This window comes from Xenorhabdus bovienii SS-2004, assembly GCF_000027225.1.
GTDB classification, from domain to species: Bacteria; Pseudomonadota; Gammaproteobacteria; order Enterobacterales; family Enterobacteriaceae; genus Xenorhabdus; species Xenorhabdus bovienii_C.
Genome location: NC_013892.1, coordinates 734,732 through 759,099 on the forward strand (window position 1 = coordinate 734,732; position 24,368 = coordinate 759,099).

25 protein-coding genes, 1 tRNA gene and 4 pseudogenes are annotated in these 24,368 nt (G+C 43.8%); 16 read left to right on the plus strand and 14 right to left on the minus strand.

What is annotated here, in order from left to right; genetic code table 11:
* Positions 1-8 precede the first annotated feature (8 nt).
* The 5 genes and pseudogenes from XBJ1_RS03185 to XBJ1_RS03205 all read right to left on the minus strand — a co-directional run bounded on the left by XBJ1_RS03185 (position 9) and on the right by XBJ1_RS03205 (position 5,564).
* On the minus strand, positions 9-2,558 hold the full coding sequence (locus XBJ1_RS03185; protein ID WP_012987324.1) for a fimbria/pilus outer membrane usher protein: 2,550 nt from the start codon (positions 2,556-2,558) through the stop codon (positions 9-11).
* Positions 2,559-2,598: 40 nt separating this feature from the next.
* Positions 2,599-3,282 (minus strand): fimbrial biogenesis chaperone, encoded by a 684-nt coding sequence (locus XBJ1_RS03190; protein WP_143827620.1) that lies wholly within the window; start codon positions 3,280-3,282, stop codon positions 2,599-2,601.
* 87 nt (positions 3,283-3,369) lie between these two features.
* The gene (locus XBJ1_RS03195) at positions 3,370-3,891 is read right to left on the minus strand and encodes a fimbrial protein (RefSeq protein WP_012987326.1); all 522 of its coding nucleotides are present in this window, start codon (positions 3,889-3,891) and stop codon (positions 3,370-3,372) included.
* Between the two features lie 457 nt (positions 3,892-4,348).
* Positions 4,349-5,048: pseudogene (locus tag XBJ1_RS20490) on the minus strand (IS1 family transposase).
* Between the two features lie 141 nt (positions 5,049-5,189).
* Positions 5,190-5,564: a LecA/PA-IL family lectin gene (locus XBJ1_RS03205; RefSeq protein ID WP_012987329.1), complete on the minus strand. Its 375-nt coding sequence runs from the start codon at positions 5,562-5,564 to the stop codon at positions 5,190-5,192.
* 315 nt (positions 5,565-5,879) lie between these two features.
* Between XBJ1_RS03205 and XBJ1_RS20495 the strand changes: the two genes are divergently transcribed.
* The 3 genes from XBJ1_RS20495 to XBJ1_RS03220 all read left to right on the plus strand — a co-directional run bounded on the left by XBJ1_RS20495 (position 5,880) and on the right by XBJ1_RS03220 (position 7,985).
* A protein-coding gene (locus tag XBJ1_RS20495) for an IS1 family transposase (protein WP_143827612.1) occupies positions 5,880-6,574 on the plus strand; the annotation gives its coding sequence in 2 pieces (ribosomal slippage) (positions 5,880-6,135 and positions 6,135-6,574; 696 coding nt in all).
* Between the two features lie 19 nt (positions 6,575-6,593).
* Complete coding sequence (locus tag XBJ1_RS22270) at positions 6,594-6,848, plus strand: DUF6402 family protein (RefSeq protein ID WP_232503317.1); 255 nt, start codon at positions 6,594-6,596, stop codon at positions 6,846-6,848.
* A 132-nt stretch (positions 6,849-6,980) separates the two neighbouring features.
* Positions 6,981-7,985, plus strand: coding sequence for an IS110 family transposase (locus tag XBJ1_RS03220; RefSeq protein WP_012987226.1), 1,005 nt, complete (start codon positions 6,981-6,983; stop codon positions 7,983-7,985).
* Between the two features lie 25 nt (positions 7,986-8,010).
* Here XBJ1_RS03220 and XBJ1_RS21855 read toward each other — a convergent pair whose 3' ends face one another.
* Complete coding sequence (locus tag XBJ1_RS21855) at positions 8,011-8,217, minus strand: hypothetical protein (protein WP_162467458.1); 207 nt, start codon at positions 8,215-8,217, stop codon at positions 8,011-8,013.
* 359 nt (positions 8,218-8,576) lie between these two features.
* Complete coding sequence (locus XBJ1_RS03225) at positions 8,577-9,614, minus strand: IS630 family transposase (protein ID WP_041573280.1); 1,038 nt, start codon at positions 9,612-9,614, stop codon at positions 8,577-8,579.
* Positions 9,615-9,898: 284 nt separating this feature from the next.
* On the opposite strand from XBJ1_RS03225, the gene XBJ1_RS03230 reads away from it, so the two are divergent.
* The 4 genes from XBJ1_RS03230 to XBJ1_RS03235 are packed head-to-tail and all read left to right on the plus strand — an operon-like array spanning position 9,899 to position 11,552.
* On the plus strand, positions 9,899-10,321 hold the full coding sequence (locus XBJ1_RS03230) for an Arm DNA-binding domain-containing protein (protein WP_430515361.1): 423 nt from the start codon (positions 9,899-9,901) through the stop codon (positions 10,319-10,321).
* Positions 10,322-10,326: 5 nt separating this feature from the next.
* Entirely contained in the window at positions 10,327-10,503 is a 177-nt protein-coding gene (locus XBJ1_RS22885; RefSeq protein WP_419184841.1) for a hypothetical protein, read from the plus strand.
* Positions 10,464-10,673 (plus strand): hypothetical protein, encoded by a 210-nt coding sequence (locus XBJ1_RS22275; RefSeq protein ID WP_012987332.1) that lies wholly within the window; start codon positions 10,464-10,466, stop codon positions 10,671-10,673. The genes XBJ1_RS22885 and XBJ1_RS22275 overlap by 40 nt, the downstream gene beginning before the upstream one ends.
* A gap of 42 nt (positions 10,674-10,715) precedes the next feature.
* Complete coding sequence (locus XBJ1_RS03235) at positions 10,716-11,552, plus strand: phage tail tip fiber protein (RefSeq protein WP_071822435.1); 837 nt, start codon at positions 10,716-10,718, stop codon at positions 11,550-11,552.
* 98 nt (positions 11,553-11,650) lie between these two features.
* On the opposite strand, the gene XBJ1_RS03240 is transcribed toward XBJ1_RS03235, so the two are convergent.
* Positions 11,651-11,881 (minus strand): DUF6201 family protein, encoded by a 231-nt coding sequence (locus XBJ1_RS03240; protein ID WP_041573260.1) that lies wholly within the window; start codon positions 11,879-11,881, stop codon positions 11,651-11,653.
* 24 nt (positions 11,882-11,905) lie between these two features.
* On the opposite strand from XBJ1_RS03240, the gene XBJ1_RS03245 reads away from it, so the two are divergent.
* Entirely contained in the window at positions 11,906-12,943 is a 1,038-nt protein-coding gene (locus XBJ1_RS03245; RefSeq protein WP_041573280.1) for an IS630 family transposase, read from the plus strand.
* Here the strand turns inward: XBJ1_RS03245 and XBJ1_RS21205 are convergent.
* From XBJ1_RS21205 to XBJ1_RS03255, 3 genes are all read right to left on the minus strand, one after another.
* Positions 12,888-13,214, minus strand: coding sequence for a hypothetical protein (locus tag XBJ1_RS21205; RefSeq protein WP_012987335.1), 327 nt, complete (start codon positions 13,212-13,214; stop codon positions 12,888-12,890). The two genes, XBJ1_RS03245 and XBJ1_RS21205, sit on opposite strands and share 56 nt — an antisense overlap.
* 143 nt (positions 13,215-13,357) lie before the next feature.
* On the minus strand, positions 13,358-14,572 hold the full coding sequence (locus XBJ1_RS03250; protein ID WP_012987336.1) for a tyrosine-type recombinase/integrase: 1,215 nt from the start codon (positions 14,570-14,572) through the stop codon (positions 13,358-13,360).
* A gap of 174 nt (positions 14,573-14,746) precedes the next feature.
* Positions 14,747-14,834 (minus strand) — tRNA-Ser (locus XBJ1_RS03255).
* A 182-nt stretch (positions 14,835-15,016) separates the two neighbouring features.
* Between XBJ1_RS03255 and tusE the strand changes: the two genes are divergently transcribed.
* Positions 15,017-15,346, plus strand: a complete 330-nt coding sequence (tusE, locus tag XBJ1_RS03260) for a sulfurtransferase TusE (protein WP_012987337.1) — start codon at positions 15,017-15,019, stop codon at positions 15,344-15,346.
* Positions 15,347-15,363: 17 nt separating this feature from the next.
* Here the strand turns inward: tusE and yccX are convergent, their stop codons facing one another.
* The gene (gene yccX, locus XBJ1_RS03265; protein WP_012987338.1) at positions 15,364-15,645 is read right to left on the minus strand and encodes an acylphosphatase; all 282 of its coding nucleotides are present in this window, start codon (positions 15,643-15,645) and stop codon (positions 15,364-15,366) included.
* A gap of 222 nt (positions 15,646-15,867) precedes the next feature.
* On the opposite strand from yccX, the gene hspQ reads away from it, so the two are divergent.
* Entirely contained in the window at positions 15,868-16,188 is a 321-nt protein-coding gene (gene hspQ, locus XBJ1_RS03270; protein ID WP_173346394.1) for a heat shock protein HspQ, read from the plus strand.
* A 63-nt stretch (positions 16,189-16,251) separates the two neighbouring features.
* Here the strand turns inward: hspQ and XBJ1_RS20500 are convergent.
* Both XBJ1_RS20500 and helD read right to left on the minus strand, forming a co-directional pair.
* A pseudogene (locus tag XBJ1_RS20500) lies at positions 16,252-16,459 on the minus strand (CoA-binding protein); the annotation flags it as partial.
* On the minus strand, positions 16,446-18,509 hold the full coding sequence (gene helD / locus XBJ1_RS03275; RefSeq protein WP_012987342.1) for a DNA helicase IV: 2,064 nt from the start codon (positions 18,507-18,509) through the stop codon (positions 16,446-16,448). The gene helD and the pseudogene XBJ1_RS20500, both read right to left, overlap by 14 nt.
* A gap of 66 nt (positions 18,510-18,575) precedes the next feature.
* Here helD and yccS point away from each other — a divergent pair, with 66 nt between their 5' ends.
* The 6 genes and pseudogenes from yccS to XBJ1_RS03305 form a co-directional block, all read left to right on the plus strand.
* Entirely contained in the window at positions 18,576-20,738 is a 2,163-nt protein-coding gene (gene yccS, locus XBJ1_RS03280) for a YccS family putative transporter (protein ID WP_012987343.1), read from the plus strand.
* 131 nt (positions 20,739-20,869) lie between these two features.
* Positions 20,870-21,709, plus strand: a pseudogene (locus XBJ1_RS03285) (IS630 family transposase); the annotation flags it as partial.
* A gap of 38 nt (positions 21,710-21,747) precedes the next feature.
* Positions 21,748-22,122, plus strand: coding sequence for an IS66 family insertion sequence element accessory protein TnpA (tnpA, locus tag XBJ1_RS03290; RefSeq protein ID WP_143827613.1), 375 nt, complete (start codon positions 21,748-21,750; stop codon positions 22,120-22,122).
* Positions 22,123-22,145: 23 nt separating this feature from the next.
* Positions 22,146-22,472, plus strand: a complete 327-nt coding sequence (gene tnpB, locus XBJ1_RS03295; RefSeq protein WP_232503300.1) for an IS66 family insertion sequence element accessory protein TnpB — start codon at positions 22,146-22,148, stop codon at positions 22,470-22,472.
* 70 nt (positions 22,473-22,542) lie between these two features.
* On the plus strand, positions 22,543-24,048 hold the full coding sequence (gene tnpC / locus XBJ1_RS03300; RefSeq protein ID WP_012987345.1) for an IS66 family transposase: 1,506 nt from the start codon (positions 22,543-22,545) through the stop codon (positions 24,046-24,048).
* A gap of 12 nt (positions 24,049-24,060) precedes the next feature.
* Positions 24,061-24,366, plus strand: a pseudogene (locus XBJ1_RS03305) (IS66 family transposase); the annotation flags it as partial.
* Positions 24,367-24,368 lie beyond the last annotated feature (2 nt).

The window sequence follows — 24,368 nt, forward strand, 5'->3', positions numbered from 1 at the left end:
ATACGGTGTTATTCACAATTCACCTTCATTGTATTAATGCCAGATAGAGGATGGCCTGATAATGTTTGCTTTTCCGGCAAGGTATAATTGGCTAGACACGTTTTGGTATTCTGAGAGCCCCATTTAACCTGTAACTTTCCACGGGTCGGCATTCCCGTGAAATAGGCTTGCCCTTCACTACTGACAATTGTGCTGCTGGGCTTGTCGAGATCATGCTGTTTCTCCAACGTAGCAATGGCACCAAAAGGCACTGACTGACCTTGGTATGAAAGAAACATCAATACCCTGCTGCCAATTCGTGTCTGAAAATTAGCCAGAGTAAGCGCACCTTTTGTCGGAACAACAAATTGCGTATTGATATCAATATCAACATCATCAGCAAAAGAATGAGGATCAAGTGCGACCCGGTTTTTTCGGTAACTGCTGGCATAAGGTACAACGGCGTAGCCGTTCCCGTCAGTAGTAACGCCCGTATTATTGGCTACCTTGACGCCTTTTGCGCCTTCGGCTCGAACCAATACCGCCGTTTCGCCCAGTTCCTGGGAGAAAGTCAGACCGTAAGGGTGTGCAATAATTCCCCCACTGACACCGTAATTCATCTGCCTGCCGTGGTGTTGATAGTTATAACCGGCATTGAGCCGACCATAGGCTCCCTTATACCCGGCATAAATATTTCCACTGACGCCATCCCCTTGATTGGTATAACTCTGTTGCAGGCTGTAGTGCAGGTTATTATCCTCCAGTACCGTACCATTCAGGCTGACCTGTTGCGAAGCGGGGCTGTTTTTACCTGAAGTCAGGCTGTAACTGGCCCAACTATTTTTCAGCCAGCGGTCGAGAGGCACATGAACACTGAATGAGAATAATTGGTCATGATTGCCAGAGTCGGGAGTGCGGCTATAGGTATAATTCAAGCCGTAATTGATACCACGGTGACTCATGTTATAACCCGCACCGAGACCACGTTCATGACTACTCTGCCCCCAGTAATCCTGCTGGAATGCCGTGACATACAATCCGCCGAAATCCCCCAATATTTGATTAACTTGCACTTGTAGTTTGCTTTTCTTATTGATACGGCCAAACAACCGATGGTTGCTATTGAGGTTATCAGCATGATTGGCATCATCGAAATCGTAAAAACCTTTAGTCGAATAGCGATACCCTGCCACAGTTAAATTCGTTCCTGTCAGTGAAAGCGCTTTCAAATACTGTAGTCGGTAAGCCTGCCCTTGGGATTTTTTGTCTGATGGCAATTGGGTATTAGCATGGGTAGCATCAAAAGAAAGCGAGCCGACATTGCCCAAATCGATTCCTGAACCTAACACCATAGATTGATAATCACGGGATAACATGACACCACCATATGCGGTGAGATTATTGTGAAGCCCGTAGATCAAAGTACCTTGAAAGAAATAAGGTTTGCGACTGCGGCTGTAGGGTGAGCGATAATGTCCCATTGTCAGCGAATATTTCAGGCTATCTTTCCTCAGCATAATGGGTGCAGCAGAAAACGGTTGTATAAAACGACGTTCCCGGCCATCCGCTTCTTTGATAATGATTTCTAAATTCCCACTGGTGGTGGTTGGATAAAGATCGGTTAATACAAATGGCCCCTGTGCAACATAGGTCTGATAAATCACATAGCCATTCTGCTTGATTGTGACCTGAGCATGACTTTGAGCAATCCCGCTTACAACCGGTGCAAAACCTTTCATACTGTCCGGCAGCATATTTTCGTCAGAAGCAAGCTGAATCCCGCGAAATTCTATCCCATCAAAAAGATAAGAAGGCGTGAAACTATCACCGACGATCAACTGTCCTTTGAGAGCATGAATATCACGTTGAAGATAAGATTTAATACTCCGCCAATTTTTGTGCTGGCTGGTATAAGTGGAATAATTTCGCAAACGCCATGCCTGCCAATTAACGCCGGTTTGCAGATTTAAATAATTGTTCTGATTGGTTCTCCGATTATCCTGCCAGTTTGTTGACCCACTATAATGGTAGTTAACCAATAAAGCCGTCATTCCCTGATCCCATGACTCAGGCGAAATATAACCTCTCACCTGATGATTCAGCGCAATTTGAGGAATGCTGATATCCAGCCGTTGTCGATTAAAATCAAACTTCGTGCTGGCTGAAGGAATATACTCGCTGATATTAGTAATCACCTCTTCTGACGGTAAATTCATCAACACCGGAAAAGCATTGATTTTCACCCCTAAATCCTGCAATTTTTGCACAGTGAGTTTTGGCCGCAGTTCACCATCATTTAAAATAAATTCAACATTACCCGTATCAATACTTTCTTTATTCAAATAGGTATCGACCCAATATTTACCAGGAGGTTGCGTGGAAGTATTAAAAATAGAAAGATCAATATCATCAGGAAAATTATCTCCTATTCTCAGCGCATGGATGTTGAAATTATTTTCAGCATAAGATTTAAAATGATAAGAAAAACTCCCTATCATAATAAATATAGACAGCCATAATCGATAATACTTGCCTTCGCATAATCTCTTGGCAATATTATGCTTTATATTTTTTGACATATTCAATATTCTGACAATCTAATGAAAATTAATAAATAGCCTAAAGACCTGCGAATTCTTCCTGTGTGACTCCACCGTAATCATTGATTGCTTTCCAGCTGACACTTTTCGCATTTTTGACAGGCAATGGCCAATTTGCTTGGCTGAAGGGGTTAACCATTCCCGCCCCTTCGACTTCTTTTCCGTCCACTTTTAGATGTGAAAAAGAAATAAAATAAGGTGTCGAATTCTCTGCAATTAATACACCATTTTCTTTCCTGAACTTGATACGCTTATAAGCCTCCCCCGAATTTTCTTCCAGTTGTGTAGGGCGGTAAAATAGTTTTAATCGCGAGTTAACAACAATCTGTAACTGATTGACATCTGCATTTGATTTTACAGTTTCAGGAATAGATGTCACATTCAGCCAGAATATAGACTCCCTATCCATTGGCAATCCATCACTCACTTTAATAATCCGCAAAATATTTTCGTTATTTGCGGGTAACTTAAATAAAGGAGGTGTCACGATAAATGGAGTTTTTGTTTTCTCATTTTCATCCTGAATCCAGCTCTGAATAAGGTAAACAGATTCTTTCTCTAAGTTATTGACAGATACAGAAACCTCTTTCTTATCACTTAAGTAAACAACACGAGTTCCTCCAATAACCACACCACCCGCCATTGCAAAATGACTACTGAAAAAATATAAAAACATCATTATCAACAAACGATGACACTGCACAGTCGTTTCTCCAATCAATCATGATTAATGTATTTAATTAAATAAGGCATCCCTGCCTTATATTTAAGTGTGGAATACCGTGATTTATTAGTTATACACTACAGTAAAACGCGCTACCGCATTAGCCGAACCTGCGGAAACATTGTCACTCGTCGCTACGTATTTAGCAATAAATGGCAACTCTGCTGCCCCTTTTTCAATTGCATATGATTTAGAATCTTTATATAAACCAACCAGATTGTCTGAGTTATCTTCATAAATACCGATAGCAACGCCCTTGGCATTTTTGCTGTCTGTTGTCAGAGCTAAAAGTTTGCCTTTGCTTTCATGAGAAGAACCATCAAATTTAACAAGCGCATTTTTAATTTCGGTTGGGCATTCAGTTAATTTAATACTGAATTTTGTTGCTGCCGCAACTTTATTTTCACCAGAAAATTCTTTAACACTAACTTTACCCATATTCACCGTTTGATTTGCAGAAGCGGCATCAATTTCACACGTTTTATCCGTTATTTCACCTTTAAAGTTAACCGTACCAATAGTTGCATTTGCAGTTGTAGCAAATAAAGAAGATACAAATAAAGAAGAAATAATCAGCTTGAATTTCATTAAATTAAACCTCATTAATCAATACACAAAAACAATTCCCCCGACTGATACAATACGATAGGGAAGTTAGTTCATTAACTTAATAGATACTCATGCAGCATGTAGAGTACCTATAATCATTATCTTTTATCCAGTCACCCTCTTACGTGGCCAGTTCAAGGGTTTGTTTGGCAAATCACAGATAAGACAAGACAATAGTAGCCTTAATGTCATATAGATCAACATAATAAATCGATAAATATTAATATTTAGAATATTACACCAAAATATTGAGAAATATTTACTGAATGTCATTATATATAGATGAAATTAATGAATATAATTCTAAATATTTAAATATTTAAACATAATATATAATTATCAAACTAATGATTATCATCACTTACTAAATATTAACGATAGTTTTCTTATCATTATAAAATGATCAGTTTAGTTATATTTGCAATAAGTTACCGGGTCATGACTCCAAAGGGTTGTAATAATGTTTTTCAATATATGCGCCAATGAGTTTTTTGTGGATTTCCATTGAACGTGAGTAACAAATGGTTCTTTTTGCCAACCTTTTGATATGAATTCGCAGACTGAGATTATGCCACTCTATACGTTGGGTAAAAATTTTGCCTACCAGATATTTTTTCCGGCATAACTTCCCCAGTTATCGGTCGTGATGAAACGAATATTAAAAGGCACCAATAAGTTGAGCAATTTTCGGCAGGTTGCATCCGTTCGGGGGCCAAAGACATGGGCGATGACTTGTTTCCTTTTCGTATCAAAAGCATACCAAAGCCAATGACGTTACTTTTTATTGCCTATAAAAGACCACTGCTCATCCAATTCACAGATAAGTGTGACATCGTCATAAGCGATCTATCGCGATGTTACTTGTTTTGGCGAGAGTTTTTTAATGTCCGCATCACCGTATTGATACCGAGACCTAATACACGGCCTGTGTCTCTCACGCCAGAGCCATTCATTGCCATATCCACAATTTTTTCTTTCATATCCGGTTTATGGCCGTTGTAACGATAGTTGAGTTGAAAGGTTCTTTGGCAACCTTTGCAATAGTAGCGAGGGAAGCCGGCCTTACCTGTTCCGTGTTTGCGTACAGGTTCTGCTTGGTCGCAATATCGACAAGTCACTTCTATCGTAACAGTCATGATGATATCCCATTAAAAAGTACAAGAATATCAAATTAACGCTTTGAAGTCATGACCGAAACAGTATCGTTAGTTATATTATCGATGTGTGATTTGCATGATTGATATGAACCCGCAGAAAGTTGCGGGTTAGAATTTTAGTTATTTTTTTATTTCTTCGAGAGGAGAATAGCGTGACTCTATTTTTACATTAACAAGGAATTCACGAGAATTATCACCGTAATTACCTGGGGAGTCAAAGAACACAAATATTAACTCCCCATCCTCAGGAACCGTTTTATGAAGCACACCATTCCCTATTCCGTAGGTTTTATTACCGATTTTAGCAATGAGTGTGTCGTGTAGCGTCGGTTTTTTAGGTAAAGTACCCTGAGGTGCTGCCCAGTAGTTGTCTGGATGGCCATACTTCACCCATCCCTTAGCAACAATAGATATAACATCTCCCGCCTTGAGGATAAGCCCTGTGGGTTGGCCTTTTTCAAGTTTAGCAGGAACAGCTCCAGACCAATCGTACATAGTATTACCTCCAATCATTATGTTTTGAAAGCGACTTTATCAGTTTATGAAGGCGGGCTACTTCTCCGCCTGTGAACATCCATAAAATAGGTTCATCAATACTGGAGAGAACTTCTGATTAGGATGGCATGGAATGGCTGTTTGGAAATTAATAAAATCCATATCCCCCTGATAAAACTATGAGTTTAAAGGGGACAATCCTCCCCTTTAACTTAACTCATTGATATTGCTTATTTCTGCCAGAGAGCCAGAATTCCGGTCATGTATTAAATGGTTAGTTGCTGTGATATGCTTCCGGCTTTTTAAGGATGAAGTATGGCCAAAGTTGATGTCTATTGCCGTTATTGCCACAAATCAGAACAGGTCAAAGGACATGGGAAAGGAAATGGCGGACATCCTCGTTATCGCTGTTATAGCTGCTGTAAGGTCTTTCAGTTGGCGTATACCTATCAGGCCTGCAAACCCGGCGTTAAAGAACAGATTGTCGATATCGCGATGAATAACGGGGGAATTCGTGACACCGCTCGGATCCTAAAAGTCGCCACCGCCACCGTCATGAAAACATTAAAAACCTCAGACCCCGAAACGTAACGACACTTCCCCTTGCGGAATGTGGCATCCAGATTGTCTGTGAAATCGACGAGCAATGGTCGTTTGTCGGCAATAAGAAAAACCAACGCTGGCTTTGGTATGCTTGGGAACCCCGCCTGAAGCGAATAGTGGCTCATGTTTTTGGCGATCGCAGTCGAAAAACGTTAGACAAGCTGCTTACCCTCTTATCTTCCTTTACTATTCGGTTTTACTGCACGGATGACTATGTTGTTTATGACCCACTTCCCGAGGAAGAGCACTTGACTGGAAAGGCGTTTACTCAGCGTATAGAGAGAACGAATTTAACGCATCGTACCCGAATCAAAAGGCTGAATAGAAAAACCATTGGGTATTCAAAATCGGAAGAAATGCACGATAAAGTGATAGGAACCTTTATTGAACGTGAACATTATTTTTAATACCTAATCTAATCATTTAATACATGACCAATTCCTTGGGGTCTGGAGCAGGGATGGGGTTTTAAGTAAAGTAAAAACAGCTGTATACATGGGTTTTTATAACGATAATATGTGGAGGGAGTTAGCGACAGGGGAATATTCAGAGCACGTCCCTGTATATAATAGAAATTTCAGAGAATGGCAAAAGAAACACAATAAAGGAGGGGATTTTATTGTTTTTTCAGATGTTTTATGGATTTCTCCGCTGCCAAAGGATAGAGTGATTTATTTATGATTGTAAAAAAAACAGCAAAGTATATTTTATATTTTATGCTGATCATACTTTTCTTATGGTGGTTAATGAGATGGTCCCCACCACCCTGTGAGCGGTATGCTGGCAGGGTGTTTCTTTCAGGAGAAGACCATCATGCAAAACGTTACGCTTATTGGTATTGATCTCGGCAAACATTCTTTCCACGTTCACTGTCAGGACAAATCAGGAAAGGCCCTGCTGCGTAAAAAATTTACCCGCGCCAGACTGATGGAGTTTTTAGCGGGATCGCCATCAGCGACTGTTGTAATGGAAGCCTGCGCCGGTGCTCACTTTATGGCTCGCCGGATCGCTGCTTTTGGTCACGAAGCGAAGCTGATTTCTCCACAATTTGTTCGTCCTTTTGTAAAGAGCAACAAGAACGATTTTGTGGATGCTGAAGCCATATGCGAAGCTGCATCTCGTCCCTCCATGCGATTTGTGCAACCACGAACAGAGGCGCAACAAGCTATGCGCGCCCTGCATCGGGTCAGAGAATCACTGGTCAGAGACAGGGTTAAAACCACTAATCAGATGCACGCTTTTTTACTGGAATTTGGCATCAGTATGCCGATCGGAACCGCCGTGATAAAAAGACTTTCAACCGTCTTGGCAGAGAACGAACTTCCTCCCTATCTGGCACAGTTGCTGATGCGCTTACATGCCCATTATCTTTATCTTGTCGAACAGCTCACCGAGCTTGAGACGGCACTGGAGCAGGAGCTGAGACGTGATGAAACAGGACAGCGTCTTCAGACAATACCGGGCGTGGGTCCGATAACTGCCAGCGTCTTATCATCGCAGCTGGGCGATGGTAAGCAGTATGGCTGTAGCCGGGATTTTGCTGCTTCAACCGGTCTGGTACCACGCCAGTACAGCACGGGTGGCAAAAATACGCTTTTAGGGATAAGTAAACGCGGAGACAAAAATCTGCGACGGTTACTTGTCCAGTGCGCCAGAGTCTTTATCCAGAGAATCGATTATCAGTCAGGAAGGCTGGCTGAATGGGTAAAGGCTCAGCTTGAGCGAAAACACTCAAATGTTGTGGCCTGTGCGCTGGCCAACAAATTAGCCCGGATAGCCTGGGCAATCACAACACGGCAAACTGTGTTCGAAAGGTAACGACGACGCCAGTCTGACTGGCAGGTTAATCGTTAATTAAAGCAGTTCCCAATCTGGTTTTGCGAAGACTGATTATTGATGACATGAACGGCTTATCGACCTGATGGAATCCTGACATAAAAAATGGCTCTCTGAAGCCGTGCGGTTTTTTAGGCTTATCAGGTGCGGAACTCATCGAGGCGCGGGCATCCCTGCCCATAGTGACGCCGGATAGATTTAAGCAAGCCAACATCAATCAAAAATCAGTGTTGCAAAAAAGGTGGGGACCATAGATTTTTAGGCTTATCAGGTGCGGAACTCATCGAGGCGCGGGCATCCCTGCCCATAGTGACGCCGGATAGATTTAAGCAAGCCAACATCAATCAAAAATCAGTGTTGCAAAAAAGGTGGGGACCATAGATTTTTTATCACATGTTACTTTTTTTAAAGAAAGTGACACGCTGAGCGAAGTTAACTCTGGTGAAAGTGACTATTACGCCAAATATTACAAGCCGGAACCTATTAATTTATTTGGGATTTATCTAACCATAATGGAGAAAGAGCCTATTTTTGTGGTTTTATATGATAAAGAGGATAAATATATATACGCAATTAACTTGAAGATGCGGGTTTTAAAATCTGGAAGTTATCAGTCAACCGAGTGGTGAGTTCTTTCGCTTTTTCTGGCAATGTGACATGAAAAAAGTGGCGCAGCGTTTCACGGAATGTTTTGGTATCCGGAAAATAGACATTGTTTCGTACCTGCTCATTCACATACTTCCATAATCGCTCAATCGGGTTGAGATTAGGGCTGTAAGGCGGCAGGTAGTGCAACTCAATATTCAAAACCTCGGCAAAAAATTGGACGACTCCGGAACGGTGATAACCCGCACCATCCAGAATAATGTGGATTTTTTGCGAAAGTGGATAGGTTTCCCGGATTGAGCCGAAAAAAAGGACGACATTTTTCGCGTTAATCGTCGGATATTCACGAACAATAGTCTCTTCAATCCGTTGTAAATTAAGGGCACCCATGATGTTGAGTCGAGTACGACTGCCTGTGGTTTCAACCACTTTGACGTGCTTCCGCCCGCTCTTCATCCAGCCATAACTTAATTTTGTGGACAGGGTCGGGTGAACCGCATCAATAAATAAAATAGGCGCATTCTGGCCACATTCTTCTTTCAGCGCGTTGTAGGTTTCAATAAACTGTTGCTGTTTATCCGCATCAAATTTATGCGGAGCACCCATTGGCTTCTTGTAGCTGAAACCTTGACGGTGAAGCCATTTCGTCATTCCTGCGACAGTGAAAGTCACCTGCCATCGTGCCCGAACATAGGCCACAATTTGTGCGGTAGTGTGCATCAAATTTGCCATCAGATACTCAACTAATTCTGTTGTTTGTTCGGCAGACAAACGGCTTTCAGAGCCCCCATTTTCAGGGGCGAGTTTTTCCTCAGAGAAGTAATCTTTCAGATGGCGGCTCACCGTACTTTCATGGATCCGCAAAGCCTGAGCAATCATCTGGGCAGTCCAGCCTTCTGAGGCCAAAAGCACGGCCTTGATGCGGTCACGTACTCGTCCATCGCGAGTCGTATCATGCATCAATTCGAGGGCGTCTTTTTGGGCATCTGTTAGATTAATTTTCATGGGCGCAATCATGATCTGATACAAATGAAAAATCAAGCATCTTCAATGACGACGGGTATAGAATGAAAATTAGAATTTAATTAGTTATTATTTATCATTATAATAGGTGTTGTGTATTGTTCTCTCCTCCCTCTCGCAACGTCTCCTAAAGTCTTCTTTTCATAGAAAAATCAATAGATAACGATAACTCCAAGTCTCCTAACATCTCCTGAAAGCGACATGAAATTGTGCATAGTTTTGTGTATAGTTTTTCCTATACACATCTTCCTATACACACGGGTGAAATGATGAAGCTAACAGACGTGGCAATCAAGAGAGCCAAGCCAGAAGCAAAATCTTATACGCTATCTGATGGAAATGGGCTTTGGTTATTGATAGAACCGAACGGATCTAGAGGCTGGCGATTCCGTTATCGCTTTGAAGGTAAGCAGAAGATGTTATCTTTAGGCACTTATCCTGAAGTACCTTTAGCAGAGGCAAGGAAAAGGACAGCAGGGTGCCGTTCTATGATTGCTGATGGCATTAATCCTTCTGAAAATAGAAAGCAGAAGAAGAGGGAGAGTGTCATCATGTCTGAAAATACTTTTGAAAAAATTACTCGTGAATGGTACGAAAAACGTAAGGATAGGTGGTCAGCAGGGTATCGCGCTGACATGATGAGTGCTTTGAAAATGACGTCTTTCCTTATATTGGTAATAGGCCAATAGCAGATATAAAACCCCTCGAACTGCTGGATGTCCTAATCAATCCCCGTGGACGGCGTTCACTCGTGGGGAGTCGTCTTCGGATGCGAACTGGATCATTGATGCGGCTGGTAATGAGTTCCTTTCCAACACAGCAGGCCAGCAGTTGCAGGAGCAGATTGATACCAACATTGAAGGAATGTTGATTAATTCCGCCGCCGCGAATGGCAACAGTCAATACTTTATGCGCCAGAACGGGGAAATGAAATCGGAAATTGTCAAGGTTCGGAACTTCACTGTGACTGAGACAAAATCGTTGGCTGAAAAGATTGATACGGTCAAGGCAACGGCCGATAAGAGCTGGGCAGCGGTATAGTATACCATACAGACGGTTTTTGACCTGAAAGAAGTCACCGCATTGGCAACATGGGACATTAAAGTGGGTATCAAAGATGCCAGCGGAAATTATCACGGAGCGGGGATGGTTATTGGTGCTCAGATGGTGAATGGTCAAGTGAGAACGGATATTGGTTTTAATGCCAATAATTTTACCTTCGTCAATCCCGCAAATAACAAATTCGAACCCTTTGTGGCAGCTAAAAATGGTCAGTTGTTTATTCGGGATGGATTTATAGAAGATGGCAGTATTACCAATGCCAAAATTGGCAATTACATCCAATCCAGAAATTATATCACGGGTCGGGCAGGGTGGAAAATTGACAAAGGCGGCTCGGCAGAATTCAACCATGTTATTGTTCGCGGGGAGATACATGCAACCAGTGGCACGTTCACCGGAACAATAAAGGGCGCTGATGGCTATTTTTCCGGCGCAGTATATGCGACCAAAATTGTGGGTGACGTTGTGTCTGTTACGTTGGGGAATGTATCATTAGGCAACCGTGACAGCATTTTTTTTCATAAAAGACTAACGGAATCTATGCCGTTTGATCGGGTTTTTATTTATGGATCGATAATGACTCAGCGTTACGTCGGATCTTTGGGTGGTTCGGGGGAGGCATCCGTTTCGGTATACGTTAATAATGCGCATGTGGCTGGGCAAAACTTTTTCATGGAGTCTTCTGATAGCGTCCCGCAGTGTATTTCCGGCACGTTGTTTACACCCCCTATAACCATCCCCGCCAATACAACGCCGACCATTAAAGTCGTTCTCACAACCCACGGCACGGGCATTACATACCCTACTACCGGTATTGGTATGCTGTTTAAGGCCAGTAGTCAGTGGTCTAACATGTAAATATTAATTTCATTAGCTAAAGTATACCGCAGTAGCGCAGCATTTTAGATTCAAGGAAGGTAAATACATAAGAATGGCGATATAAATCGCCATTCTTTTTAATGGAAATATTGCAGTACTTTGCTCCACCATTTTTTATGGTTTATATCTATGTCATAAGCACTTTCAAAATCTCCAACGACTACAATATAAAAGTGTGTGTCCAATATATCTTGTGGGTTTTTTTCTGGTAATGTAGGATTTCCTTCAAAAAATGAGTACATATTCATCATCTTGAAAGGTGACGTTTGGCCTATACCCGTCGTCATTGAAGATGCTTGATTTTTCATTTGTATCAGATCATGATTGCGCCCATGAAAATTAATCTAACAGATGCCCAAAAAGACGCCCTCGAATTGATGCATGATACGACTCGCGATGGACGAGTACGTGACCGCATCAAGGCCGTGCTTTTGGCCTCAGAAGGCTGGACTGCCCAGATGATTGCTCAGGCTTTGCGGATCCATGAAAGTACGGTGAGCCGCCATCTGAAAGATTACTTCTCTGAGGAAAAACTCGCCCCTGAAAATGGGGGCTCTGAAAGCCGTTTGTCTGCCGAACAAACAACAGAATTAGTTGAGTATCTGATGGCAAATTTGATGCACACTACCGCACAAATTGTGGCCTATGTTCGGGCACGATGGCAGGTGACTTTCACTGTCGCAGGAATGACGAAATGGCTTCACCGTCAAGGTTTCAGCTACAAGAAGCCAATGGGTGCTCCGCATAAATTTGATGCGGATAAACAGCAACAGTTTATTGAAACCTACAACGCGCTGAAAGAAGAATGTGGCCAGAATGCGCCTATTTTATTTATTGATGCGGTTCACCCGACCCTGTCCACAAAATTAAGTTATGGCTGGATGAAGAGCGGGCGGAAGCACGTCAAAGTGGTTGAAACCACAGGCAGTCGTACTCGACTCAACATCATGGGTGCCCTTAATTTACAACGGATTGAAGAGACTATTGTTCGTGAATATCCGACGATTAACGCGAAAAATGTCGTCCTTTTTTTCGGCTCAATCCGGGAAACCTATCCACTTTCGCAAAAAATCCACATTATTCTGGATGGTGCGGGTTATCACCGTTCCGGAGTCGTCCAATTTTTTGCCGAGGTTTTGAATATTGAGTTGCACTACCTGCCGCCTTACAGCCCTAATCTCAACCCGATTGAGCGATTATGGAAGTATGTGAATGAGCAGGTACGAAACAATGTCTATTTTCCGGATACCAAAACATTCCGTGAAACGCTGCGCCACTTTTTTCATGTCACATTGCCAGAAAAAGCGAAAGAACTCACCACTCGGTTGACTGATAACTTCCAGATTTTAAAACCCGCATCTTCAAGTTAATTGCGTATATGCCAAGCAATTCAAGTGCTCTATTAATAGATATTGTGGATATGAAATCATTAATAATCTTATGTGACTCATTAATTTTCATATCAAATGCAAACTTTTCTAAAATCTTCTCACATTTTTTTGCCGATTCCATTTTATCCTCAATGGAATCGCTGCTTACTGTGCGAGAAGCTAACATGCACAACCTTATATCCCAGTAAAACTGAAGAGTTTCTCCTGCATGATAATTGATTAAATCAAAATCAATCGATGTAACATCCATACGTCACCTCTCGCCCTCTTTTAGTAGGAGCTATGCCAGCTAGTAGAGGTGTACTAGTTTTCGGAGATCAGCCTAGGCATAGCTTTATTCTTTAATGTCTTGGATAGTCTACTAAAGACAATTATAACTGTCTATTTGTCCAGTTAAATACTCTTCCCAAATTTGCCATGTATCACATTTTCACCTCGTTCGAGTGTTTCCATGTAGTCGGCATACCACTGCAGCATTTCCCTACGACCATCTAAATACTGGGCGTGATTGTAGGTTCCTCGAATGCTGTTCTTATCAACATGAGCAAGCTGTGCTTCAATCCATGCGGTGTTGTAGCCTTGTTCGTGCAATATAGTGCTCATGGTGTGCCTAAAACCGTGACCTGTGGCTCTACCGCTATAACCCATACGCCTAATCATCGTATTTAATGCCATATCAGATATATGCTTTCTATAATCAGTACGGCTAGGAAAAATATATTGATAACTACCGCTGATTGGGTGTATCTGTTTCAGTAACTCAATAACCTGTTCAGACAATGGCACTATATGAGGGCGGCGCATTTTCATTTTTTCGGCCGGAATTTCCCATATACCAATATCAAAATTAATTTCTGACCACTCAGCCTTTCTTAATTCACCTGGTCGAACTCCGGTTAATATAAGAATCCGTAAAGCCACTCTAACAATCTGGCTTCCCATATATTTATCTATAGAAGAAAGGAATTCTGGTAACTCGCTTACTGAAAGATGTGCGTAGTGTTCACGCTTATGAGGAACAAAGGCACTAGCTAAATCTGGCGCTGGATTATACTCCGCCCTGCCCGTAATAATGGCGTACTTCCAAACTTCACCGCAACGCTGACGGACTTTCTTCAATTTCTCAGTTGTGCCGCGCTTTTCCATAACAGAAAGCACTTCGAGTAGTTCCATTGGTTTAATGTCAGCAATCGGGCGATCACCTATATAAGGAAACACATCTTTTTCGAATGCGTCCATCATGTCGTCACGATAACCGACAGACCATCTATCTTTTCTACCTTCGTACCATTCGAGAGCGATATTTTTAAATGTATTCTCAGACTGGCTAATTGATGCGACTTTCTCCGCTTTTCTGGCCTCACTCGGATTGATGCCGTTAGCTACCTGTTTTCTAGCCTCATCTCTTTTAGCTCTTGCCTCAGTGAGAGTTACAACTGGGTAGATACCTAACGATATCATTTTAGTTTTACCTGTGAACTGATAACGATAGCGCCAACCTTTAGACCCATTAGTTTCAACTAACAAAGATAGCCCGTTACCGTCCGCCAGCATATATGATTTTTCTTTTGGCTTGGCTCGCTTGATTGCCATGTCTGTCAGCTTCATAAATCACCAATATTGTATAGGAAAATTGTAGAGGGAATTTCTATACAAAAAACTATACAACAAATTGCATAGATTTAGGAAGACGACGCTAGACCTTGGGAGAGTTAGATATTGAAGTTTTCTTTGATTTTACTGAGGAAAGAAGACTTTAGGAGACGTTGCGAGAAGTAGAAGTGGCGGAGGAGGAGAGATTCGAACTCTCGGATGGTTTCCCATCGGCGGTTTTCAAGACCGCTGCCTTCAGCCGCTCGGCCACCCCTCCGCGATGTCGAGCACTATAAACATCACTGTTCTCAATGTAAAGTACTTATCTGTTCAACTGCCGTCAAATTACTCACATTACTATCCATTGGCTTATTTCTTCAGCAGATTTGGCGATCTTTCTTGGGAATAATGGTGATTTTTGCTAAATTGCTCCCATCGTTATTGGATGGTTAAAGAGTTATGTTGGTATTTAAAGATCGTGCGATCGAAACTGATGCACAAGGTTATCTGAAAAACAGCAGTGACTGGCAAGAAGATATGGCGTCACTACTTGCCGAACAGGAAGATATCACCTTGACCGAACAGCATTGGGAAGTCATACGTTTTGTACGTAAATTCTACGAAGAATTTAATACTTCTCCCGCTATTCGTATGTTAGTCAAAGCAATTTCACAAAAATATGGTGAGGAAAAAGGAAATAGCCGTTATCTCTATCGTCTGTTTCCTAAGGGGCCTGCAAAACAGGCAACCAAAATTGCAGGCCTCCCAAAACCGGTAAAATGTATCTGACCTATCAGCATCCGCCGCTAATGACGGATGCTAAAATCAGTCATCTCCTCCTCCACTCCACAAAGCTGAGATTTAAAGTGCTCAACCTTAGCTCCCGGTGGCCCTCCCTGCTCCAGCCAATGTGCCAGCTTTTTAAGTTGCTCATCACTACTACAAGCAACAATTTTGACACTACCATCATTCATATTGCGAACATATCCCACTAGTTTATTTTTCTTTGCCCAACAATAAGTTTGATAACGGAAGCCGACTCCCTGTACCCGCCCATAAACATAAATAGTCATACCCTTTATAGCCATTATTTCGTCCTCCCTCCTGACAAGATAATACGAACGTTGGCACGTCAAACCTACTTTTAGTATTGTATTTTATATATGCAACAGCTAACCTGAAATTATGAGGTGGCAGTCACATGCCATCTTGTTTGGTTACAAAAAATTCCGTTTACCGGGTATGCACTTGAAATTTACCTTACTGCCCTTATATAAGAATCTTTGCAAGGTTTCTTTGGAGGTGACTATATGATGATCGCCAGCAAATTCGGTATCGGTCAGCAAGTACGACATAAACTGCTAGGTTATTTAGGTGTTATTGTAGATATTGATGCTGAATATTCTTTAGAACAGCCACAGGAAAATGATATAGCATCGAATGCTACCTTGCGGTCAGCCCCGTGGTATCACGTTGTAATGGAAGATGATGATGGGCAGCCAGTCCATACCTATCTGGCAGAAGCTCAATTGGCTTATGAAACGTCAGATGATCATCCAGAACAATCTTCTCTAGATGAGTTGGCTGAATCCATTCGTAGTCAACTACAGGCTCCACGATTACGAAATTAAACCCCCTGTTATTATCCAAACAATCCCAGTAAGGCGATGAGTAGTAGACAACCATCGCCTTATTCATTTTTCCATGGCCAAACGAGGAATCTCAATTTTTGGGCAACAATCCATCACAACATTTAATCCTGTATTTTCTGCCAGTGATTTCGCTTCTTCATTACACGCCAACCATATCAACCGACTGTGCAAAATCCGCCAATCTAGGGCTGACAGGAATGACGTGGTAACCCTGATTAAGAAAATATTCCATGACCTTATAGCTTGCTTTGGATTGCCACACCCAATTGTGTTAATTGATGAATGAATACCGACGGATTGTCCGGCTCCTGCATCAACCATACCTGTTTTTTCGCCCGCGTCAGTGCAACATACAAAAGGCGACGTTCTTCCGCATCGGGAAAGTTTTCAGGTTGCGGCAATAATACCTGTTCCAACACGGATTCCCTTGCCGGCGCTGGAAAACCATCTTGTCCCTGCTGCAATCCCAAGATAATGACATAGTCCGATTGCTGCCCCTTGGATGCGTGAATTGTCATAAATTCAATATTCAAATTCGGCCAGCGTGTAGAGGCTTTTTTCAAAAATTCAGGTTTGAAATGGTGATAACGCCCCAACAACAGAATCGTTTCCTGCTTCGTGACATAACCACTCATCTTATTCAGCAATGCTTCCAACTGCTCCTGCGACAAAATCACAACTGATTTTTTAGTCCCTTTTGTCAGGCTATGGAGCGGTTTGTTCAATTGATTGGGATTTTGCCGGATAAAGCGGTTAGCAATCTCACCAATGCGATCATTGAAACGATAAGTGGTGTCCAAAGTACATTCCGCACTTTCCGCACCTTCCCCAAAATAGGTTGAGAATGCTGTTGTTAGCATTAATTCCGCACCACTAAAGCGATAAATTGCCTGCCAATCATCTCCCACAGCAAATAGATGGCTTTGTTTATTTTGTACTCGTAACGCCGCCAACAATTTTGCTCGCAATGGTGAAAGATCCTGAAACTCGTCCACCAGAATATGCTTCCATGGGCTGATAAAGCGCCCTTTTTCCAGAATATTCACGGCTTGATGGATCAGGCCGGAAAAGTCCACAGCACCCTCAGATTTTAATGCCGATTTCCAAGCCTTCAGCAAGGGTGCCATAAGCCGTATACGTTTTTGGAATGTGTCAGCATAAGCAGGAGATGCCTGTTCAATCATCTCTTTTTGGCTGCCACCGTGCATTCGCATCAGCTCCAGCCAACGCTCCAGACGGTCAGATAATCGAATCGTGAGTTGTTTATCATGCCAGTATTCCCCCTCAGGTAATTGCCAATCCAGCTCTTGATTCAACCATTCGCGCCAGCCTTTCGCCTGTGCTTTTTTTTCACTGCACTGTTTTTGCCATTCATTGATGAGAAAATCACGACGCTTCTGTGCATCCGTCTCCAATTCACTCATTTTGGGCGCTGTATGGCTACCTTGCTGAATAATATGCAATGCCAAAGCATGGAATGTTTTTGCCTGTATCTCTTTTGCTCCCAAGCGTTCCTGAATACGTTTATTCATTTCATCAGCGGCCTGACGGCCAAAAGCCAGCAGCAAAACCTGCTCAGGAAGCGCTTGTTGACGTAATAACAGCCACCCTGCACGCGCAATTAGAACGGAGGTTTTTCCGCTGCCCGCTCCTGCCAAAACCAATATAGATTTTTCACCATTAACGACCGCCTGGCATTGAGAACGATTGAGTGGCGTAGTTTCAATAGTTTGGAAAAATTCTGCATATTGCTGCAATATGCGTTCAATCCATTGCTGGTTAAGAGTTTTAATCGTTTTTCCTCCCTCATTCAGCCAATCCAAACACATTCGATAATCATCACGACAGTTCTCAAATTGTTCGATTCGCGCTAATGGCAAAGGGAGCGCCTGAAATGCCTCCTGAATTTGCTGCTGTAATGAGAGCAAGTCCGCAGTTTTGAACCAGCGATCCTGCTGTGTAATTTTATTGATTTCATTGAGTTGAGCCGCCAACACATCAGCACTGACATCACTCATATCAAGGCTCCATTGCTGCCATTCTTTTAATAAATAATGGTAAAAGTGCTGTGTTTGCTGCCATTTCGTGCCATGCAGCCGAACAACTTTTCCGTCATACAATTCAAATTCCAGTTCCCCCCAAACAATCCCTCGCTTACACTGAATACTCATTAACTGATTAAATGGAATAAGGTACTGGTGCTTATCACCGCTGACTTCAATACCCGCGTTAAGTAAACGCACCCTGTTATAAGGATGCTGGGCAAGGCGTTGGCCCATTTGCGTTGATTTGAGTTCCATTATCGTGGCACCGTACCTAAAAATTGTTGAACTACTCGATCACGTAAATGTTGTTAGGAGTATTTTGTGCTAACAGTTTTATCCAGCTCCCGTCATTTTCTGTATAACAGTCACGTCCTCTATTATATCCGTATATTTATTGCACTGACAGGAACGACCCTCGTCCCTTGGTTATTGGGGGAAGAGCCTAAAATGACAATCCCCCTGACATTAGGTGTTGTTGCTGCGGCATTAACGGATCTGGATGATCGTTTAGTTGGCCGCCTGCGCAACCTTATGATTACCCTAGTTTCTTTCTTTGCCGCTTCTACATCCATCACACTGCTTTTTCCTTACCCGTGGCTTTTCATGGTTGGGCTAGCGGTATCTACCTGTAGTTTTATTCTGCTCGGTGCCCTTGGACAGCGCTATGCTACCATCGCCTTTGGCGCCTTACTGATTGCTATTTACACCATGCTCGGTACGTCGATATTTCCTCTTTGGTATCAGCAGCCTTTATTATTACTCACGGGTGCAATTTGGTATAACTTGCTGACATTAACGGGGCATTTACTGTTCCCTATTCGTCCCTTGCAAGAAAATCTGGCACGCTGTTACCAACAGCTTTCTGCATATCTCTATGCCAAAACCAGCCTGTTTGACCCTGATTCCGAAGCTGAAGAATGTAAGCAATCAATGTTTGATGTTGCCATGGCAAACAGCGCATTAGTTACCACGCTCAATCAAGCCAAAATTTCTTTACTGAGCCGTCTGAAAGGCGATCGTGGGCAACGGGGCACGCGTCACACACTGCATTATTATTTTGTTGCCCAAGATATTCATGAGCGAGCCAGTTCGTCTCATGTTCAGTATCAAAAATTGCGGGAGACTTTTCGGCATAGTGATATTTTGTTTCGTTGTCAGCGATTGCTGTCCATGCAGGCTCGTGCATGTGAACAAGTCTCGCAATCGATAATTCTGCGTAAGCCATATCAGCATAACTCACGTTTTGAGAATGCGTTCAACTATCTTGAAAGTTCTCTTGAACGCTTGAAAAATCAGCAAGGCGCTGACACCCAAATTATGGCGTTCTACAATTTGCTGAGAAATTTACGGGCGATTGATGCTCAACTGTCAGGGCTGAATTCTGAGCAATCCCCACTTTTCCAAAACACGTCTCAAAGTGGTAAGCAAGAGGATACTCAATTATCCGATGAAGCCTTAACTGGCTGGCGTGATGTCTGGTTCAGGATAAGCAGTAATCTGACGCCAAAGTCTGCTCTTTTCCGCCACGCTATCCGCATGTCGGTCTTGCTGTGTACCGGCTATGCCATTATTCAATTATTTGATCTGCAACGTGGGTACTGGATTTTACTGACCAGCCTGTTTGTCTGCCAGCCTAACTACAACGCGACCCGGCGTCGGCTGGCACTGCGCGTCATCGGTACACTGGCTGGGATTTTGATTGGCTTGCCAATCCTCTATTTTGTTCCTTCCATCGAAGGGCAACTGGTACTGATTATCATTTCAGGTGTATTGTTTTTCGCCTTCCGTAATATCCAATATGCACATGCAACACTATTCATTACTCTGCTGGTGTTACTGAGTTTCAATTTATTGGGTGAAGGATTTGAAGTTGCCTTGCCAAGAATTACAGACACATTAATAGGCTGTGGTATTGCTTTGCTGGCCGTCAGTTTTATCTGGCCAGATTGGAAATTCCGTCAGTTACCGAGAGTGATTAACCGGACCATGATCGCCAATTGCCGTTATCTTGACGCTATTGTCGGGCAATATTATCAAGGCAAGAGTAATAGCCTGAATTATCGGATCTCCCGTCGTGATGCCCATAATTGTGATGCTGAATTAGCATCCGTAATATCAAACATGGCATCAGAGCCCAAAAATTACCGTGTTTCTCAGGAAGAAGCCTTTCGCCTCCTCTGTCTTAACCATACGATGCTAAGTTATATTTCTGCTTTGGGTGCGCATCGTGACAGGCTCAATAATCAGGTCATTCTGGATATTCTGAATGATGCAATTTTTCAGGTTGAATCGGCATTGCAGCAAGGGCGGGTTGATGATGAACGCCTGCAACATATTTCAGAGCGTCTGGCTGAGAGCATCAATCTAATCTCTTCTGATAGCAGCGGCAAAATACAACTTGTATTACAACAAATAGGGTTATTGGTTGAACTTCTGCCTGAATTTGTTTCATTGATAAAACAACTTACACAGTCGGATATTTGATCATACAATCAGTGGGCCTAAAATCAGGCCCACTAAATCAAAAATAGTAATCTAATTAACTTATATTGGTATATACCCGTCGTCATTGAAGATGCTTGATTTTTCATTTGTATCAGATCATGATTGCGCCCATGAAAATTAATCTAACAGATGCCCAAAAAGACGCCCTCGAATTGATGCATGATACGACTCGCGATGGACGAGTACGTGACCGCATCAAGGCCGTGCTTTTGGCCTCAGAAGGCTGGACTGCCCAGATGATTGCTCAGGCTTTGCGGATCCATGAAAGTACGGTGAGCCGCCATCTGAAAGATTACTTCTCTGAGGAAAAACTCGCCCCTGAAAATGGGGGCTCTGAAAGCCGTTTGTCTGCCGAACAAACAACAGAATTAGTTGAGTATCTGATGGCAAATTTGATGCACACTACCGCACAAATTGTGGCCTATGTTCGGGCACGATGGCAGGTGACTTTCACTGTCGCAGGAATGACGAAATGGCTTCACCGTCAAGGTTTCAGCTACAAGAAGCCAATGGGTGCTCCGCATAAATTTGATGCGGATAAACAGCAACAGTTTATTGAAACCTACAACGCGCTGAAAGAAGAATGTGGCCAGAATGCGCCTATTTTATTTATTGATGCGGTTCACCCGACCCTGTCCACAAAATTAAGTTATGGCTGGATGAAGAGCGGGCGGAAGCACGTCAAAGTGGTTGAAACCACAGGCAGTCGTACTCGACTCAACATCATGGGTGCCCTTAATTTACAACGGATTGAAGAGACTATTGTTCGTGAATATCCGACGATTAACGCGAAAAATGTCGTCCTTTTTTTCGGCTCAATCCGGGAAACCTATCCACTTTCGCAAAAAATCCACATTATTCTGGATGGTGCGGGTTATCACCGTTCCGGAGTCGTCCAATTTTTTGCCGAGGTTTTGAATATTGAGTTGCACTACCTGCCGCCTTACAGTAAGCGTACGGGGAACCCCACCTAGCCAGGATAAATCCATTGATTAAAATAGTTTCACCTATTCTGATGATGGAAAAAACTCACATGAGCCAATCCAGGTTTACTCAAGCCGAGTGGCGGGACCTGTTTGAACAGCAGAAAAAATCCGAACTGACTGTCCCGCAGTTTTGCCAAAAAATCGGTGTGTCGACAACCCGGTTCTATCACCACCGCCAACGCACCTCCCATCCACCAGAAAAGCCGTCTGGGCTGGCTTCACCGTCTGCTTTTATTAAAGTCAGCACCGCTCAGAAAAAATCCGCCTCATCCAGCATACTCCCCATCTTATTTGAGACACCACATGGCACACTGCGTTTTCCTGCCGGCACGGATAAGCATGTTATCATTGCGATTATTCGGGGGCTCGCCGCATGAAAATGTTTGTGGATGTGCCGGAGGTGTATTTGTGCCGCTCATTTATCGACTTCCGAAAATCCATCAACGGGCTGGCGGTCTGGGTGGAGCTGGAAATGCAACTGTCTCCGACGCAAACCGCGTTATTCCTCTTTTGCAACAAGAAGCGGGATAAACTCAAAATCCTCTACTGGGATAAAACCGGGTTTGCGCTCTGGTACAAACGGCTGGAGAACGCGAAATTCAAATGGCCCACCGCCGTCAACAGTGCCTCCCTGACCCTGACAGAGCAGCAACTGCACGGATTGTTATCGGGTTATGATGTCATCGGGCACCAGCCCTTCTCCGTACAGGATTGCCATGTCGCCTGATCCCTTGATGATCATCAAACCAACGGGCATTAATTACGCTTTTTCGCCGGGGATGGCATAAAATGTCCCCATGAAAATTGATATTGATGCCCTGCCCAATGACCCCGCTGAACTGAAACGGCTGCTGATTAAGCAGTCGCAGCGGCTGGCCTTTTTGGAAGAGCAGTTCCGTTTAGCCCAACAAAAACGGTTTGGGGCTTCCTCGGAAGCGTTCCCCGGCCAGGGGGAGTTGTTTAACGAAGCGGAAGAAATTGCGCTGCCGGCTGAAACGGCCGCCGCACAGGAAACCCTCACACCTCCCCGCCGTAAGCCGACACGCAACCCCCTGCCCAAAGATTTACCGCGCGAAACCGTGTTCCATGATATCGCCGAGGAAGAAAAACAGTGTGCGTGCTGTGGCGGCAGGTTGCATCAGATGGGGGCAGATCGCAGTGAAAAACTGTTGTTCATTCCCGCTCAAATCAGGGTGGTTGAGCATGTCCGCCCCAAATACGCCTGCCGTGAATGTGAAAAATCCGGCATTCAGACGCCTGTCAAACAAGCCTCCTTGCCAGCGATGCCCATCAAGAAAGGCATGGCGACCAGCAGCCTGCTCAGCCAGCTTATCACCAGTAAATATCAGTATGGGTTACCGCTGTACCGTCAGGAAAGTGTGTTCAAACAGTATGGCATTGACCTCAGCCGCCAGACCCAGAGTGACTGGATATTAAAATCCGCACAGTTGTTTACGCCGTTGGTGGCCAGGTTCAGGGAAATGCTGTTGCAACAACCGGTTCTCCATGCGGATGAAACCCCGGTGAAGGGGGTGACGTCTGAAAAAACGACCCATTACATGTGGGTCTATTGTGTGGGCACTGATACCCCCGAACCGGCGGCGCTCACACCGAATATTGTGCTGTATGACCACCAGGCCAGCCGTTCAGGCACCTGCGCTGCTGACTATCTCGCCGGTTTTCAAGGTTATCTGCAGGTGGATGGCTATCAAGGCTATGAGCAGACCGGTGCCCGGCTGGTCGGTTGCATGGCCCATGCCCGCCGTAAATTTATGGAAGCGAAGCAGGCGCAGGGAAAAAACAAAACGGGCAAAGCCGATATCGCGCTGAGCCTGATCCAGTCACTGTACCGGGTCGAGCATCAGGTCAAGGGGTTAAGCCCGGCAGAAAAATACCGGATCCGCCAGGAAAAAGCGCTTCCTATCTGGGATAAGTTATCGGCCTGGCTGGTTAAAACCCGATCCCAGGTGATCCCCAAAAGCAAGCTGGGTGAGGCCGTCACTTATCTGAGCAATCAATGGGCAAAACTGATCCGCTATCGTGAGGATGGCCGCTTGTCAATCGACAATAACCGGGCCGAAAGGGCGATCAAACCGTTTGTCATCGGGCGAAAGGCGTGGCTGTTCAGCCATACCTCGCGCGGTGCACAAGCCAGTGCGATCCTCTACAGCGTCATTGAAACGGCCAAAGCCAATGGATTGATCCCTTTCGATTATGTCATGACTTGCCTGGATGAGTTATGCCAACCCACCCCGGATCTGGAAAAACTACTGCCCTGGAAAAAAGTGATAAGCAAGGTGTAGTTTAGTTGACGCTTACCTTATCTGAGCAATCAATGGGCAAAACTGATCCGCTATCGTGAGGATGGCCGCTTGTCAATCGACAATAACCGGGCCGAAAGGGCGATCAAACCGTTTGTCATCGGGCGAAAGGCGTGGCTGTTCAGCCATACCTCGCGCGGTGCACAAGCCAGTGCGATCCTCTACAGCGTCATTGAAACGGCCAAAGCCAATGGATTGATCCCTTTCGATTATGTCATGACTTGCCTGGATGAGTTATGCCAACCCACCCCGGATCTGGAAAAACTACTGCCCTGGAAAAAAGTGATAAGCAAGGTGTAGTT